The 16393-nt window shown below is 70.6% G+C and carries 14 protein-coding genes; 8 read left to right on the plus strand and 6 right to left on the minus strand.

The genetic code is table 11. The features are described from left to right. Positions 1–65: 65 nt before the first annotated feature. Positions 66–2432, minus strand: coding sequence for a hypothetical protein (locus V1460_RS19885; RefSeq protein WP_338678119.1), 2367 nt, complete (start codon positions 2430–2432; stop codon positions 66–68). Positions 2433–2735: 303 nt separating this feature from the next. Between V1460_RS19885 and V1460_RS19890 the strand changes: the two genes are divergently transcribed. Next, a complete protein-coding gene (locus V1460_RS19890; RefSeq protein WP_338674996.1) occupies positions 2736–3176 on the plus strand; it encodes an SRPBCC family protein in 441 nt (146 codons plus the stop codon). Between the two features lie 145 nt (positions 3177–3321). Then, positions 3322–3804, plus strand: coding sequence for an SRPBCC family protein (locus V1460_RS19895; RefSeq protein WP_338674997.1), 483 nt, complete (start codon positions 3322–3324; stop codon positions 3802–3804). A 14-nt stretch (positions 3805–3818) separates the two neighbouring features. On the opposite strand, the gene V1460_RS19900 is transcribed toward V1460_RS19895, so the two are convergent. Further along, positions 3819–4949 carry a PLP-dependent cysteine synthase family protein gene (locus V1460_RS19900; RefSeq protein WP_338674998.1) on the minus strand — a complete coding sequence of 377 codons (1131 nt, stop codon included), beginning with the start codon at positions 4947–4949 and terminating at the stop codon, positions 3819–3821. Positions 4950–5149: 200 nt separating this feature from the next. Here V1460_RS19900 and V1460_RS19905 point away from each other — a divergent pair, with 200 nt between their 5' ends. Then, a complete protein-coding gene (locus tag V1460_RS19905; protein WP_338674999.1) occupies positions 5150–5482 on the plus strand; it encodes a hypothetical protein in 333 nt (110 codons plus the stop codon). A 217-nt stretch (positions 5483–5699) separates the two neighbouring features. Then, positions 5700–6278: an ATP-binding protein gene (locus tag V1460_RS19910; protein ID WP_338675000.1), complete on the plus strand. Its 579-nt coding sequence runs from the start codon at positions 5700–5702 to the stop codon at positions 6276–6278. 73 nt (positions 6279–6351) lie between these two features. On the opposite strand, the gene V1460_RS19915 is transcribed toward V1460_RS19910, so the two are convergent. Further along, positions 6352–7575, minus strand: coding sequence for an ROK family protein (locus V1460_RS19915; RefSeq protein ID WP_338675001.1), 1224 nt, complete (start codon positions 7573–7575; stop codon positions 6352–6354). A gap of 65 nt (positions 7576–7640) precedes the next feature. Here V1460_RS19915 and V1460_RS19920 point away from each other — a divergent pair, with 65 nt between their 5' ends. Next, positions 7641–8930: an MFS transporter gene (locus V1460_RS19920; protein WP_338675002.1), complete on the plus strand. Its 1290-nt coding sequence runs from the start codon at positions 7641–7643 to the stop codon at positions 8928–8930. 162 nt (positions 8931–9092) lie between these two features. Further along, positions 9093–9374: a DUF6332 family protein gene (locus V1460_RS19925; protein ID WP_338675003.1), complete on the plus strand. Its 282-nt coding sequence runs from the start codon at positions 9093–9095 to the stop codon at positions 9372–9374. Positions 9375–9527: 153 nt separating this feature from the next. Here V1460_RS19925 and V1460_RS19930 read toward each other — a convergent pair whose 3' ends face one another. Continuing rightward, on the minus strand, positions 9528–10850 hold the full coding sequence (locus tag V1460_RS19930; protein ID WP_338675004.1) for a geranylgeranyl reductase family protein: 1323 nt from the start codon (positions 10848–10850) through the stop codon (positions 9528–9530). A 149-nt stretch (positions 10851–10999) separates the two neighbouring features. On the opposite strand from V1460_RS19930, the gene V1460_RS19935 reads away from it, so the two are divergent. Both V1460_RS19935 and V1460_RS19940 read left to right on the plus strand, forming a co-directional pair. After that, the gene (locus tag V1460_RS19935) at positions 11000–12364 is read left to right on the plus strand and encodes a dipeptidase (RefSeq protein ID WP_338675005.1); all 1365 of its coding nucleotides are present in this window, start codon (positions 11000–11002) and stop codon (positions 12362–12364) included. A 129-nt stretch (positions 12365–12493) separates the two neighbouring features. Continuing rightward, on the plus strand, positions 12494–13192 hold the full coding sequence (locus V1460_RS19940) for an MBL fold metallo-hydrolase (protein WP_338675006.1): 699 nt from the start codon (positions 12494–12496) through the stop codon (positions 13190–13192). A 19-nt stretch (positions 13193–13211) separates the two neighbouring features. Here V1460_RS19940 and V1460_RS19945 read toward each other — a convergent pair whose 3' ends face one another. Continuing rightward, positions 13212–14246, minus strand: a complete 1035-nt coding sequence (locus V1460_RS19945; RefSeq protein ID WP_338675007.1) for an NUDIX domain-containing protein — start codon at positions 14244–14246, stop codon at positions 13212–13214. Positions 14247–14408: 162 nt separating this feature from the next. Next, a complete protein-coding gene (locus tag V1460_RS19950; RefSeq protein WP_338675008.1) occupies positions 14409–15614 on the minus strand; it encodes a hypothetical protein in 1206 nt (401 codons plus the stop codon). Between the last annotated feature and the right edge of the window lie 779 nt (positions 15615–16393).

A 16393-nucleotide genomic window follows, 5' to 3' on the forward strand; every position in this document is an offset into this window, starting at 1 on the left:
CATGGGCGGCTGAGGGGCTGCCGCGCTGAGCACTCGATGGTGATCGACTGGCACAACGCCGCCGCTCATCCCTGACTCTCGACTCGCCCGGTTCGTGACGGGGTGCGCTGGGCCGGAAGCGCGGGCGGCAGCCGGTGGAGCAGCCCCTTGCGCTCCTCGGCGAAGGCGGGGTCTGCCTGGTAGTCGGAATGGCCGAGTACCGGTTCCGGCAAGGGGTGGCTGTCGGTGCGCCCGTAGACGACGGGGTCCCTGAGCGCGGGACGGTCCACGGTCGGCTTACCCTCTTCGGGTGGGAGCCGCAGCGGTCCGCCGATCGGGTCCGTGTGACGCCACAGATTGCGCCAGCAGTGCAGTTCCCGGTGAAGTGTGCCCAACGGCGCGGGGCCGAAGTACGCGGGAAACCAGCGCCCGTAGAGGCGTTCCAGCGGTGAGCCGTACGTCAGCAGAGCCACTCGGCGGCGGGTGGCCGCGGGCAGTTGCCAGACCGCGGCGGCGGCGAGCACGCTGCCCTGCGAGTGGCCGGAGATGACGAGACGTCCGCCGGTGCTGCCGGTCCAGGAGGCCATGCGCCAGGTCAGGTCCGGCACGGCGCGCTCGGCATAGCAGGGCGGGGCGAAGGGATGGGCGGCACGGGGCCAGAAGGTGCCGACGTCCCACAGGATGCCGATGGTGCGCCGGGCCGCCGCGTCCCGGTAGGCGCGTCGGCCCCAGGTGACAAGCAGGACGAAGCCGAGCCCGACCAGCAGCGAACCCAGGGTCTGCGCTGCGTCGGCGACGGCTTCCACCAGTGGATGGGCCCGTTCGAAGGCTTCGCCCGGGACCGCGCCGGTCGCCCACGACCCGGCCACCGCGCCGCCGCCGAGCAGCAGGGTGGCGGTGCACAGGACGCCGACGACGACCGGGATGGCGTCGGTGAGCGCCGCCGTCGCCCGGGTGGCGGCGATCCGCCGGGTGCGGACCGCGTCGGGCCGCTCCTGCGGATAGTCCCGCTCGACCGCCTCGGTCAGTGAGCGGGCGGTGCGCCAGGTCCTCGCGGCGAATACCGCCAGTGGGACGAGCAACAGGAACAGCAGCACGGGGATGACCGACGCCTGCCAACTCAGCAGCACGGGCGGGCCGCTGATGGGACCGTGCCCCATGCCCGGTGTGCCGGGGCCGTCCAGCCAGTCGGCGACACGCTGGGCGACACCGCCGGTCATGACCCCGCCGAGAGCGCAGGCCAGCAGCGCGACCGCGGGTCCGCCCAGACCGCGCAGGGCGGTGCGGGGATGGGAGGCGCGCCGGTGCAGGAGGTGCGCGGTGACGGCCAGGGCAACGATCAGGGCGCCCTGGGCGAGGGTGAGTATCCGGAAGGCCTCCTCGCCGGGAAGCGTGCCGTGGGAGGCCCAGCCGGGGCGGGACCAGGACGCGTAGAGCATGGCGAGGGCCAGCAGGAAGAGGGAGACACCGGGCAGCCAGTTGACGACGGCGCGGTCGACGCGGTGGTCGATGAGCGAGTCGCTGTGTCCGCGGCGGAACACGACGGCGACGACGAAGGTCCCGGCGAGAACGAGCACCGTTTCCAGGGATCGGCCTGCGAGGTCGAGGGCGGGGACATCCGCTCCCCTGTCATGGCGTGCGGCTGCCCCGGCGACCGCCGCGGCGACGATGAGGAATCCGGCCGCGGTGTGCGCCGCACGCAATCGGGCGACGATGCGGCGGCCGTACCAGAAGCCGGGCCGCCCGAGTGCGGGACGGGTGTCCGCCTGCCCGCCCACGGCGGCGGCAACGGTGACACGGGTGGCCCGGGTGCCCTGCGCGGCTTCGGTGGCGGGGGGCCGTTGCGACTCGTACGCGCTCCAGGTGCGGTTGGACAGGTACCAGAGCAGGCCCACCAGCGCAGCGGGCACGAGTGCCGCGAGCGACAGGCGCCGGCCCGGTTGCGACCACCAGCCGTCCCCCGCAGCGGAGACGAATCCGAGCCAGGCCCGCCCGGCGGAGCAGGCTGCCGCGCCGGCGCACTGCCAGGCCGTCAGATCGAGCGCGACCTCGCAACTCGCAGCGGTGAGCAGCGCGGTGAGGCTCAGCGCCACGAGCCGCACCAGCATTCCGTAGCATCTGACCGCTGCCGACGGGCCCTTGGTGGTCGGGCGCATCCAGTGCGCGAGGTTGACCACCATGAAGGGCAGGAGCAGCAGCCACAGGGCACGGGCGCCATTGCCCGAGGTGAGGTTGGCCCAGCAGTACGCCTCGGGTACCGGGCCGTGCGCGTACCGCTCGGGATGCTGCTCGGCGTCTGCGTCCTCGGGGCGCCGGTACACGGCCGCGGTCGCGTCGCCGGTGATCCTCACGGTGACGGGGGCGGCGAGCATGTCCTGCGGGGTGGCGCCACCGACACCGTGTACCAGGAGCTCCAGGGCGGCACCGCCGCCCGCGACTTCGGACGGCGCCACCGGTTCCCGGGCCGGTTCGTACGCCGGGTCGCACGCATGGTCGTACGCCGGGTCGGCAGCAGACACGTCCGCGGCTCCCTTCCACCGGTAAGGATCGACAGCCTGACCAGAGTCACGCCTCGCGGCCCGATCGCGCCGGTCTCTCCGGGAATCTCCCCCGTACGAGTGCCGCCGGACCGTGACAGGATGGAAAGCTCGGCAAAGGGTGCCGTGCTCCCTGGTGTGCGGTGATCGGACGCGCTGCTCGCGGTGCGGCCGAGCTCCCGTCGCCAGGACGATCGGACGATCACTGGAGACTGGTCCATGGCTTTGTTCCGCGTCGTCCGTACGACGTCGCTCCCGCCGGCCGAGACCTGGCGGCGCCTGACCGAATGGCCCGCGCACGCCGCGCATGTGCCACTGACCCGCGTCGCGGTCCTGACCCCGGGTCCACCGGGCACCGGCACGCGCTTCGTCGCCCGCACCGGCCTGGGCCGCTGGACTTTCGACGACACGATGGAGATCGTGCGCTGGCAGCCGCCGGCCCCGGAGCTCTCTGGCCGTTGTCGCCTCGAGAAGCGCGGCCGGACGGTCATGGGCTGGGCGGAGATCGAGGTCCTGACGACACCGGAAGGGTCCCGGGTGGTCTGGGAAGAGGAGCTCCGGCTGCGGGGAGTACCGCGTGCCCTGGACCCGGCGGTGGCGGGTACGGCCCGCAGGCTGTTCGGCAGGGTGGTGGACGGCTTGCTGACGGCACGCCAGTAGTGCTGCGCTGCGCACTCCTCACCCGCCTGCTGGGCGCCCGCAGTGCCGCTTCGACGCTCGGACGGCTATGGTGTCCCGGCCCGTGCGCGACCTGCCGCAACGCCACGCCCGACCACCCGCGACCCGACCCCGGAGGTACGGTCCGATGCCACGCAGGCTGAATGCCGTGAAGCTCGACTTCGTAGAGTCCGCTCCCCTGCGCCTCGTCTTCACCGCCGACGTCGCCGCCACTCCCTCCGAGGTCTACCGGGCGCTCGCCGAGGATGTCGAGGGGTGGCCGGGCTGGTTCAGGTCTGTCGCCTGGGCGAAGCCGACCCGGGAAGGCGCGGGCCGTGATGTCGCGCTGCGGGGCGGTGTCCGCTTCCAGGAGACCATCATGGCGTCGGACCCGGCGGTCCGGTACGCGTATCGGATCGACGAGACCAATCTGCCCGGTGTCCGGGCCATGTTGGAGGAATGGCGGCTCACGCCCTCCGGATCCGGGACGCGGGTCCGGTGGACGATGGCGGTCGACGGACCCGGGCCGCTGCGGGTCGGGATCCGGCTGGCGAAGCCGGGCGTGGGCCATTCGTTCCGGGACGCGGTGCGCAGGCTGGAGCGCCGCCTCGCTTCCGAGCAAGCGGGCTGAACGCGGGCTGAAACTCAGTCGGCTGACGCTCGGTCCGGCCAGGCACCGGTGGTGAGGAAGCGGTCGATCGCCTCGGCGTACGGGGCGATGTCAAGGCCCTGTCCGGCCAACCATTCGTCCGAGTAGTACTTGTCCAGGTAGCGGTCACCGGGATCGCAGATCAGGGTGACCACACTGCCTTTGCGCCCTGCGGCGAGCATCTCCGCGACGATCTTCAGTGCGCTCCACAGCCCGGTGCCGGTGGAGCCGCCGGCCTTGCGTCCGATGGCCCGTTCCAAGGCGCGGACGGCAGCGACCGTGGCCGCGTCCGGCACCTTCATCATCCGGTCGATGGCGCCGGGGACGAAGCTCGGCTCCATTCGGGGGCGCCCGATGCCCTCGATACGCGAGCCGCAGTCGCTGCTCGCCAGCGCGTCGCCCCTCGTCCAGCCGTCGAAGAAGCAGGAGTTCTCCGGATCGGGCACACAGACCCGGGTGTCGTACTGCATGTAGTGGACGTAACGGGCGATGGTCGCCGACGTGCCGCCCGTGCCGGCGGTGGCGACGATCCAGGCGGGCTCCGGATAGCGTTCCCGCCTCAACTGCTGGTAGATCGACTCCGCGATGTTGTTGTTTCCGCGCCAGTCGGTGGCACGCTCGGCATAGGTGAACTGGTCCATGTAGTGGCCGCCGCACTGGACCGCGAGCGCCGCCGACTCCTCGTAGACCTTTCTCGGGTCGTCCACGAAGTGGCACTGTCCGCCGTGGAATTCGATGAGACGGCATTTCTCGGCGCTGGTGGTACGCGGCATGACCGCGATGAAGGGGACGCCGACCAGCTTCGCGAAGTAGGCCTCCGACACGGCGGTCGAACCGCTGGAGGCCTCGATGACAGGTCGGTCCGGCCGGATCCAGCCGTTGCACAGCCCGTACAGGAACAGCGAGCGGGCGAGCCGGTGCTTCAGGCTCCCGGTGGGATGGGTGGACTCGTCCTTGAGATAGAGGTCGATGCCCCAGTCATCCGGCAGCGGGAACCGCAGCAGATGCGTGTCGGCCGATCTGTTGGCATCGGCCTGCACCTTCCGGACGGCGTCCTTCAGCCACGCCCGGTACTCGGGGTCGCTCCGGTCCACGTCGATCGTGGCCATCGCCTCGTATGTGCTCATGCGCCCCGCTCCTTGCCTGCTCGCGCCTTGCCGCCCCCTCCCCACTGCACCATAAGCCCCTCACCTGTACAAACGTTCACTTTGGGGTTTCATAGGAACTCCTTGTGGCAAGGTGTCGGAATGCACCCTGGCGTCGCCGCGACCGGCTGGGCAGACTGGGTGCGGCAGCTCGTACGGCTCGTACGAAGGGGGCAGGGGTCTTGCAGGAACCGGATTTCAACGCGACGGGTGTACGGATCGAGCGGTGGCCCCGCTCACTGACCAAGGCCGGCCGGGTCCTCATCGAGGATGGGCGGCTCGCGCTGCTGACGAGTTACGGCCGGGTGATCGACAGCGCGCCGATGGACGCCGTCCATGCGGGCAGGCCCTGGTTCGCCGGCAGCGACAGCACCGTCGCCACGGTCAACGGCACGCGCTACCGGCTGACGATGGACCGTCCCGGGCGGGCGCACGACGGCCGCAGGCTCGACGGTACGGCGCTCGCGGGCCGGTTCCTGGACGCGGTACGCGAGGCCGGGGGCGACCTCGACTGACCGTCGAACCCAGCGACCGCCGACCCTGACCTGCGAGGGAACCGAGCGTCCTGGCGCGGAGTTGCGCACTCACCGCTCCTGGTTCACGCTTGATCTCATCACTCAGGGTTCACCGACGGCTACTCTGTGATCCAGACCGTCGGCACACACAGCAGGCAGCCAACTGCTGGATCCGTTCCTTCGCCTTCTTCCGGACCTCATTCGGGGAGTCGCAGCCGTGATCAGCGAGGCAAGCAGGCATTGCAGGGTGGAGCTCCAGGCTCTGCCGGCGCGGATCGGTCAGGTCCGCAGAATCGTGTCGGCGCAACTGCGCTACTGGCATCTCGATCCGCTGATCGACCATGCCGCGCTGGGCGTCACCGAATTGCTGACCAATGTGCACCGCCACGCCCAACCCGACAAACTCTGCGCCGTCGAGCTCGAGCTGCTGCTCAACAGGCTCACCATCTCGGTGCACGACCATGACCCCCGGCTTCCCACCACGGGCAACCCGGGCGATCGGCTCGAGACCACGGGCCGGGGGCTGGCCCTGATAGCGGCGCTGAGCGAGAGCTGGGGCGTGCGCCCCAAGGGCGAGGGCGGCAAGGCCGTGTGGTTCACGCTTCCCGCGCCGCTGCCCCTGGCGTACCGGCCGACGTTCGCCGATGCCGTGGTGTGCGGTGCGAGCGTGGCCACGTCCCTCGCGTCCGACGGGGTCGGCGGTGTCTCGCTGGACGAGCCCTTCGCGGTCGTCGACGCCGGGCACTCGCCCGAGCCGCGCACCCCCGCAGCAGTCCGGGCCGCAACCTCCCGCTGACCGCGAGGTCCGCACCGGGAGCCGCACCCGATGACCGGCCGGGTCGGCAACCGAGCCCGGGCCCGGCGCAGGTTCAGGACGTGCGGGCCGGAAGCACACTGAGCGGATCGTCCAGAACGGGCTGCCAGGCCAGTTCCGCCGCACCCACCAGGCTGTCGTGGTCGAGGGTGCAGGGCAGGATCGGCACTCCGCCGCTGCGCCCCCAGAGACTGCGGTCCGCGACGACCGCACGCAGCCGTTCGGGGTCGGCGTCGAGCAGCTCTCGGTGCAGACCGCCGAGGATGATGCGGTCGGGGTTGAGGATGTTGACAAGGCCCGCCAGTCCGAGTCCGAGCCGGTCGACGATCTCCTCCGCGGCGGCCCGCACCGAAGGGTCGTCATATTCCGTGCGCAGCAGGTCGATGGACTGCTGCAGCAACGACACCTCGGGACCGGCCGCGCGACCCGCTGCGGTGAGGAAGGCGAGGGGGTCGGCCTCGACATCGAGGCATCCGCGGCTGCCGCAGTGACAGGGGCGCCCCTCGGGGTTGACGGTGAGGTGCCCGACCTCCAGCGCCAGGCCGGAACTCCCGGTGTGCAGCCGCCCGTCGAGGACCAGGGCGCCACCGACACCGCGGTGCCCGGTGGCCACGCAGAGCAGGTGCCGGGCGTCCCGGCCCGCACCGTGTCGGTGCTCGGCGAGCGCCGCGAGGTTGACGTCGTTGCCCGTGAAGACCGGTCCGTCGATACCCACGGCACGGACGCGTTCGGCGAAGATGTCCCGCACCGGTGCACCGGCGGACCAGGCCAGGTGCAGCGGGTTGAGGGCGGTGCCTTCCGGTTCGGCCACCGCGGACGGCACGGCGAGCCCCGCTCCGACGCAGTGCCGCCCGCCGGTGCGGAGGAGTTCGGCTCCGGCCGCCACGACCTCGCCGAGCACCTGGGCGGGATCGGCGGAGACGGTGACGCAACCCGGCGCGGTGGCGACGATCGTGCCGCCGAGTCCGACGAGGGCGGCCCGAAACCCATCCGCGTGCACCTGGGCCGCGAGCGCCACGGGACCGTCGGCGTCGACCGACAGGCGGTGTGAGGGGCGGCCCTGCGACCCCGCCGCCTCGGGCCGGGAGTCGACGCGGATCAGTCCGAGTGCCTCGAGTTCCGCAGCCACGGCTCCGGCGGTGGCGCGGGTGACACCGAGTTCGGCCGTGAGCACGGCGCGGGTGGGCGCCCGGCCGGTGTGCACCAGTTCCAGCGCGGGGCCGAGTACGTTGCGGCCTCTCTCCAGTCTCGTCCGCGTGGTCGCCACCTTGCCCTTCATGGGGGCGAGTGTCCCATGATCCCGCGAGGTTGTGTCGCGGGCGTCTCTCCCTCTACGCTGACTTTGTGCCGCTACTAAACAAACCTCGGACGGCCGCCCCGCGGAACCACGGCGACGACTTCGCCCCTCGCTCCCTGACCCGTCTCCGTATCGCCCTGACTCTCTTCTTCGCTCTCGACGGCTTCCTGTTCGCGGGCTGGGTGGTCCGCATCCCCGCGATCAAGGAGCAGACCGGCGCCTCGGCGAGCACCCTGGGCCTGGCTCTGCTCGGGGTGTCCGCGGGAGCGGTGGTCACCATGACCCTGACCGGGCGCCTGTGCGAGCGTTTCGGCACGCGGCCCATGACGATGGTCGCGGGGGCACTCCTGTCGCTGAGCATCGCCCTGCCCGCGCAGACGCACTCGGCACTCTCCCTCGGCCTGGTACTGCTCCTGTTCGGCGCGGCCTACGGCGGCATCAACGTGGCGATGAACAGCGCCGCCGTCGAACTGGTGGCAGTGCTGCGGCGCCCGGTGATGCCCAGCTTCCATGCCGCCTTCAGCCTCGGTGGCATGGTCGGAGCAGGACTCGGCGGGCTGGTCGCCGCCGGCCTCTCCCCCGCGCTCCACCTCTTCGCGCTCGCCGCGATCGGTCTGCTGGTCACGGCCGTGGCCGGATCGATGCTGCTGCGCCACCGGCTGCCCACCCCTCCGGCCGACGCCGCAACGGCGACCACGACCCGCACGCCGCCATCCACGTCGGGCCGCGCCGCCCGCGACAGCGGCCATACCCGCCGACTCGTCCTGCTCTTCGGTGTGATCGCGCTGTGCACGGCGTACGGGGAAGGCGCGCTGGCCGACTGGGGAGCACTTCATCTGGAGCAGGACCTGCACGCGCACCCGGGCATCGCCGCCGCCGGTTATTCGCTCTTCGCACTCACCATGACCGTGGGCCGACTGACGGGCACCACCCTGCTGGAGCGGCTCGGCCAGACCAAGGTGCTCGCCGCCGGGGGCGCGACCGCCGCCGCGGGCATGCTCATCGGCGCACTGGCGCCCACCGCCTGGCTCGCGCTCGCGGGCTTCGCCATCACAGGCTTGGGTCTCGCGAACATCTTCCCGGTGGCCGTGGGACGCGCCGGCGCCCTGGCCGGACCCTCGGGTGTGGCCACCGCCTCCACTCTCGGCTACGGCGGAATGCTGCTCGGACCGCCGGTGATCGGCTTCCTCGCCGACTGGTTCTCACTTCCGGTGGCGCTCACGACGGTGGCGGCCCTCGCCGCCACCGCGGGCGTCATCGGAATCTCGGCACGCAGATCCGCCCCGGCGAACCCCGCTTCCCCGGAGGACCGCTGGAAGCGACCGGCGGTCACCTGATCCTGCCCCGGGGAAGGCTCCCGGCTGCTCCTGGGCGATGACGCCGCGCCCATGGGGTCATCGGCAAGGGGACGCAGCCACCCGGTCGGTGCCGCTCGAGACCCGGGGCGGTCCACACCGAAGTCGCTTGCCCCCGCGCCACGGCCTTGCGACCATGCGCCCATGGGCAGACGCACACAGGCGCAGCGGGACGCGATCACCGTGGAGATCGGGTACGCGTTGATCAGCGCGTTCTTCGCGGCGGCAGTGGTGACCGGAGCCGTGGCGGGCCCGGCTCTCGCGCTGGATCCACCGCGCTCCGTGGCACACGCACTCGCAACAGCGGGCCTCGTGCTCGGGGCCGTGGTGTTCGTGGCCCGCGTCGTGCACGTGCTGTGGCGCTTCCCCCGTGCGGGCGGCGCCGGGCGACAGGGCCGAACCGGACGCGCTGACTCCGGCTCATAGGCCGTGGCAGCGCTGCGGCATCCGGCGGTTCGACACGACGGAGCCAGGTCGGTTCGTGATCCGTGACCGCCGGTCGGCACCCGACGGATCACGGATCGGCCGGGTCACGGACCGGTCGGCGGTCACGGGGCGGCCGGCTGTCACGGGGCGGCCTCAGGGCTGGACGGCCGTCCCCTCAGGCGTGGGCTCTCCGGGGGTGCCGCCCGCCACTTCACCTGCGCGGTCCTCGCCCCCCGTACCCGACGGCTGCACCCGGTCCAGCGCTTCCAGCGCGCGCCGCGCCATGGGACGGGATCGCACGATGCCGGCCAGCGAGGTCGATCCGCGTGTGATGTCGGCGAATGCCTTCCAGGCGGGCCGGAAGCCACTGATCACCGCGTGCAGCAGTCCGGGGCGCCGCTCGAAGACGGCGAGCATCCGCCGCCCGACCGCCATCTCCACGCCCAGTCCCGCCTTGATGGCGAAGGCGTAGTTCAGCGCCTGGCGCCTGGCGTCCACCCCGTCGCCCGCCTCCGCGAGCCGCACCGCCCACTCTCCCGCGAGCCGGCCCGAGCGCAGGGCGAACGAGATGCCCTCCCGGGTCCACGGCTCCAGCAGACCGGCCGCATCACCGCACACCAGGACCCGGCCTCGCGACAGCGGTGAGTCGTCGACACGGCAGCGGGTGAGATGACCGGACGAGACGGCGGGCTCGAAGCCGGACAACCCGAGCCGGGCGACGAAGTCGTCCAGGTAGCGCTTGGTGGCCGCGCCGTCGCCCCGGGCCGAGATCACGCCCACCGTCAGCACCTCGCCCTTGGGGAACACCCAGCCGTAACTCCCGGGCAGAGGACCCCAGTCGATGAGCACCCGCCCCGCCCAGTCCTCCGCGACACTCGCCGGCACCGGGATCTCCATCTCCAGGCCGAGATCCACCTGCCCCATCTTGACCCCGACATGTGCCCCTATCCGGCTGGCGCTGCCGTCCGCGCCGACGACGGCGCGGGCGAGGACCGTCTCGCCGTCGGCGAGTACGACCGCGACGGTGCGGCGGTCGGGTACGGCCGGGCCGTGCTGCTCGACCCGGGAGACCGTGGCCCCGGTGCGCAACTCGGCGCCCGCCTTCTGCGCCTGCTCGACCAGACCGGCGTCGAACTCGGGGCGGTTGACGAGCCCGAAGAGCATCCGGCGTGAGCGGCGGGTGCGGCTGAGCTTTCCGTTGAGCGAGAACGTGACGGCGTGCACGCGGTCCTGGAGCGGCAGTTCGAAGCCGGGCGGCAGGGCATCCCTGGACGGGCCGATGATGCCTCCGCCGCAGGTCTTGTAACGGGGCAGGTCCGCCTTCTCCAGCAGGAGCACCCGTCGTCCGGCGACCGCGGCGGCGTATGCGGCCGATGCCCCGGCCGGTCCGGCGCCGACCACGACGACGTCCCATACCGGAGCCCCCTGCTCCGGCTCACCCTGTCCGCTGATGGCGTCTGCGTTCTCGCTGCTCACGATGTGCTTCTGCTCCCGATCCGAACCTCTGGCCCAAGCTCTCGACGGCATCCTACGGGCGCGGTCCGGCACCCCCGTTATGGGAGGATCGGCCGTACCTTCGCAGTACACCCACCGAGGACAACGTCGCACCCACGAGGAGCGTGCCCATGACCGAGAATCCGATCGCCGAGACCGTCGCGGCCCTGATGCCCCGCGCCAAGGCGGAGCTGGCGGAGCTCGTCGCGTTCCAGTCGGTGGCGGACCCGGCTGTGGCCCCCCGGAGCGAGTGTGAGGCAGCCGCGGCCTGGGTGGCGGACGCGCTGCGGTCGGAAGGCTTCCAGGACGTGGCACTGCTCGACACCCCCGACGGCTCGCAGTCGGTGTACGGCCTGCTGCCCGGTCCGAAGGGTGCGCCGACGGTGCTGCTGTACGCGCACTACGACGTACAGCCGATGCTGGACGAGGCGGCGTGGGTGTCACCGCCGTTCGAGCTGACGGAGCGCGACGGCCGCTGGTACGGGCGCGGCGCCGCCGACTGCAAGGGCGGCTTCATCATGCATCTGCTGGCCTTGCGTGCGCTCAAGGCCAACGGCGGCCTACCCGTATCGGTCAAGGTGATCGCCGAGGGCTCGGAGGAACAGGGCACGGGCGGGCTGGAGCGTTACACCGAGGCGCACCCGGAACTGCTGCGCGCTGATGCGATCGTCATCGGCGACACGGGCAACTTCCGCGTCGGGCTGCCGACCGTGACCGCGACCCTGCGCGGGATGACGATGGTCCGCGTCCGGATCGACACCCTTGAGGGCAATCTCCACTCGGGCCAGTTCGGGGGTGCGGCACCGGACGCGCTGGCGGCACTGATCCGGGTACTGGACTCGCTGCGGGCCGAGGACGGTTCGACGGTCATCGACGGGATGGACTGCGACGCGTCCTGGGACGGCATGCAGTACCCGAAGGCGGACTTCCGCAAGGACGCGAAGGTCCTGGACGGAGTCGGCCTGATCGGCGGCGGTACGGTCGCCGACCGCATCTGGGCCCGTCCGGCCGTCACGGTGATCGGCGTCGACTGCCCGCCAGTGGCGGGTGCGACCCCATCGGTACCGGCGAGCGCCCGCGCGCAGATCAGCCTGCGGGTGCCGCCCGGTCAGGACGCGGCCGAGGCGACGAAGCTGCTGTTCGCGCACATCGAGAAGCACACGCCGTGGAACGCCCGGGTGAGCATCGAGCAGGTGGGGCAGGGCCAGCCGTTCCGTGCGGATGTGAACAGCCCGGCCTACACGTCCATGGCCGAGGCGATGCGGGTCGCCTACCCGGGCGAGGAGATGCAGTCGGCGGGGATGGGCGGCTCGATCCCGCTCTGCAACACGCTCGCCGCGCTCTACCCGGAGGCGGAGATCCTGCTGATCGGTCTGAGCGAGCCGGAAGCGCAGATCCACGCCGTGAACGAGAGCGTGTCACCACAGGAGCTGGAGCGGCTGTCGGTGGCCGAGGCGCACTTCCTGGTGAACTACGCGCGTTCGAAGCAGGGGTAGCAAGCCGGCGGACTCGCGGCGCCGGGACCGCGTGACCCGCGCCGCGACCACCGGCGTTACGCGGCGAGCGAAGATTGCTCCGAGCGCAACTCCATACGACGGACGTATGCACCCGCGTACGTTCGCCGTATGGACGTCATCGAAGTGATCCCCCGGCTGCACATGCTCCGCTTCCCGATCGGCCAGGCCTATCTCTGGCGCGACGGTGAGGACTTGACGCTCGTCGACGCGGGGTACGCGGACGCGGCCGACGAGATCGAGGAAGCGGTACGCGGGCTCGGAGCCGAGCCGTCGGCGATCAGCCGGATCGTGCTCACCCATTGCCATCGCGACCATGTGGGCGCGGCCGGGGAGCTCGCAGCTCGGCACGGGGCGCGGGTGCTGGCACACGCCCTGGACGCACCGGTGATCCGCGGTGAGGTCCCGGTGCCGGCACCTGTGCTGCTCGACTGGGAGATCCCGCTCTACGAGCACGGGCTGACGGTGCCGGAGGCACCCCCGACGCGGGTGCACCGCGAACTGGTGGACGGGGATGACCTCGGGTTCGGCGACGGGGCCCGGGTGGTGCACGTCCCGGGCCACACCGCAGGCTCGATCGCCGTGCATCTGCCGCGCCACGGTGTGCTGTTCACCGGCGACACGGTCGCGGGAGTGGGTCGGGTGACGCTGGGCGTGTTCCATGTGGATCGCGAGGCGGCCCGGAAGTCGATGCGGCGGTTGTCCGCTCTCATGCCCTCTGTACTGTGCTTCGGGCATGGGGATCCGGTGACCGTGGACGCCGCGGAGCAACTGGCCGCCGCGGCCGGGCAGGAGCACGGGGACGGCTGAACGGGCGGCCCGGCGGCGGCTATCCGATGGGGGTCCCTCCCTCCAGGGCGATCACCTTGCTGCACTCACGGGCTCTCAGGGCCCAGCGCAGACGTTCGTAGCGGTGCGGCGGGAGCAACGACGCCGCCTCCTCCTCCGATACGAACCGCCAGGCCCTCAGCTCATCTCCGGCCAGCCGGATGCCCGCCGCGGCCGCGGGGGCGAGCCGACCGCCGTCGAAGAGCATCCGCACTCCGCCGTAGGCGGGCGGCCGTGGCGCTTCCCAGTCGACGACCAGCAGCCGGGGCGTGGTGTCGAGGCGTACGCCGATCTCCTCGGCCACCTCGCGCACCCCAGCACGGGTCGGGGACTCGCCAGGCTCCACCACTCCGCCGGGGAATTCCCAGGCTGGCTTGTAGGTGGGGTCCACGAGCAGTACCCGGTCCTTGTGGTCGAAGAGCAGCACCCCGGCCGCCACAGTCTCCCCGGTCGGCTCCGGTGTCTGCACGATCGCGCAGGCTCCGGACGAGCCGGAAAGCACGGCTTCGGCGATGGACTCCGCGGTCTCACGGGGTGTCAGATACGAGGTGTCGATGACATGGGCATCGTCTCTGAGCCAGCCGAGCGCCTGCTTGTAGGGCTCGATGTGGTCATAGGCCCACTGCCGTACGCGCTCTTCGGCATCCGGCGTACCCGGCTCGTCACGGGCGGCGATCCTGGCTCGCAGGATCGTTTCCTCTGGGGCGAGCAGGACATGGCACACGGGTATGCGTCGAGCGGCGAGACCGCCGAAGATCTCGTCCCGATACTCCTGGCGAAGCAGGGTCATAGGCGCCACCAGAACACCGCCGACCTCGCTGAACAGCGCGGACGCCGCGTCCACGACCATCCGCCGCCAGATCGGCGAGTCCTGGTAGTCGGTCACCTCTTCCAGGCGCTTGCGCGGCAGGAGGTACCGCAGCATCCCACCGATCACCTCGGGGTCGTACAACGTGCTGTTCGGGATCAGATCGATCAGTTCGCGAGCGGCGGTGGTCTTGCCCGCGCTGAACGTACCGTTGACCCAGACGATCATTCATACTCCAAGACAGGAAGGCCGCTGAACAGGGACGGAGTAGCATTGCGCAGGTCATCTGGGAGCGGCATGGGAAAGGAGGCGTCCACAACCCCGCACCCACTACCTCTTTCTCTTATACTCGCTGAAGGTACTCCCCGATCCTCTCCTCCATCGCAACCGTCACCTCGCTGTACACACCCTCCACGCCCGGAAGCTCATGCCCCATTCGGGCCTCCTCCGCCACGCGCGGAATGTCACCCGGCTCATCCGCTTCGCTTTGTGCCAGTGCCGCAACAGGTGGATGTCCTGCCCGGCCATCTCCGGGACGGCCGGCATCGCGGGGCGCACCCACCGTGCGTACCGCGGCCCGGAGTCCCGTCTCTCGGCTCCGTCCCGGATCGGGCACCAGTAGCCCCGATCAAAAGACGTCACCAGAAGCGGTTTCCCCGTGACAGAAAGAAGCGTCCACGGCTTGTCGTGAGACGCCGGTAGAGCCTCATGGATCTCATGGAGGAAGGGCGGTATCACCAGTGTTCTCCATGAGTCGTACTTCGGAGCTGCCAGCACGTGCCGTTTGTCCGCAACGTACGTCTGACACCGCACCCGCATCGCGTGCGTCGCCCTGTACCGCTGCTCAGCTTCCTCGCGCAGTTCGCCGTCAGGCTCGGAGGCAGGCCAGTAGGGTGACGAGTAGCCACGCTGAAGGCCGAACATCTCGCCAGGAGGGCGGGCACCAGTGAAAGCCACCGTCCAGATGTACGCCCAGCCGGTGAAGCCCCACAACGTGTGAGCGTTCACGGCCAACCGGTGCACGGACTGGGTGGATAGCTTGCGCTTGACGCGGCGGGCCTGCTTTCGCTTGTACCGGCCGCGGCGACGTTGTTCCACGATCGGGCTTTCTTCGCGAAGTTTGCACTTCACGACCGCGTCGTCCATCAGCATCTTGAAAAGCCCGAGGATATTCTTGCTGTAGCTGTCCGAGTACTTGCCGGTCACGTAGTTACGGAAGGCGCCGTACTCGAGCGGTGTGAGCTCTTCAACGTTCCACCGCGCCCAATACGGTTTGATCACCGCGTTCAGCCGCGACGCATTGGTCTTGTTCGAGTTGGCCCGCAGGTCGGCGTCCTTGAACCAACGGTCGATGCAGACGGCCATGTTCACAGAGTCACCCGCCATGCGGCGGTTGCGCTTGTTACGGACGTCGGACCCCCGGTCGAGGCCGTAGGTGTACGCCTCACTCTCGTCCTGGAACGTGACGCCGGGCTCGGGGCCGCTGACGGAAGCGTACCGCTTCTTCTTCGTCGGATTACCATCAGCGTCGAGCTTGTACTCGCCACTCCACCACTTCACACGGATGCTGTTCCCGCGAACTTCTATGTAGGGCACCTGTCATCCCATCGATGATTGACGAGCGGTGCGCGGGACGCCAGAGTGCATCCCCTCCGCTGGCACCTTCCGCTGCCCGCCCTGTTACGTTTGCCCAATAAGTCAACTGCGATATGAGGAGCAGTCAAGTCCCTGCACCTTCATGAACCCTCTCGCACGTCCCATGCGGCCGCGATCTTGGGTATTTTTGAAGGACAGGGCACACACCGCCTCTCCTGCTACTTGGGCAGTCCCGCGGCCTCCGTTCCAGTCTGATGATGCTTCTCACCGGTCCCCCTAAGGGCTGTCCCGTAATCCGCGGTGGATCAGAGCGCGGCGTCAGGTGTATGGGGTCTCCCCCGGCCCTCGGGGCCGAGGTGTATGGGGTCTCCCCCGGCCCTTGGGGCCGAGGCGTATGGGGTCTCCCCCGGCCCCTGGGGCCGAGGTGTATGGGGTCTCCCCCGGCCCTTGGGGCCGAGGTGTATGGGGTCTCCCCCGGCCCTTGGGGCCGAGGTGTATGGGGTCTCCCCCGGCCCTTGGGGCCGAGGTGTATGGGGTCTCCCCCGGCCCTTGGGGCCGAGGTGTATGGGGTCTCCCCCGGCCCTTGGGGCCGAGGTGTATGGGGTCTCCCCCGGCCCTTGGGGCCGAGGGGACGCAACGCAAGGCGGAGGGTCGCCCTCATACTGGGTGTATTCGGGCGATTCGACAACGCAGCGTGGGGGCATCTCCCGGCGAAGACAGGGGGAGTGCCGTAGCTGTCGTCGCGCGCCCGCCGGGATTACGGGACAGCCCTGAGCCCC

This window comes from Streptomyces sp. SCSIO 30461, from assembly GCF_037023745.1.
In the GTDB taxonomy this organism is placed as follows: Bacteria; Actinomycetota; Actinomycetes; order Streptomycetales; family Streptomycetaceae; genus Streptomyces.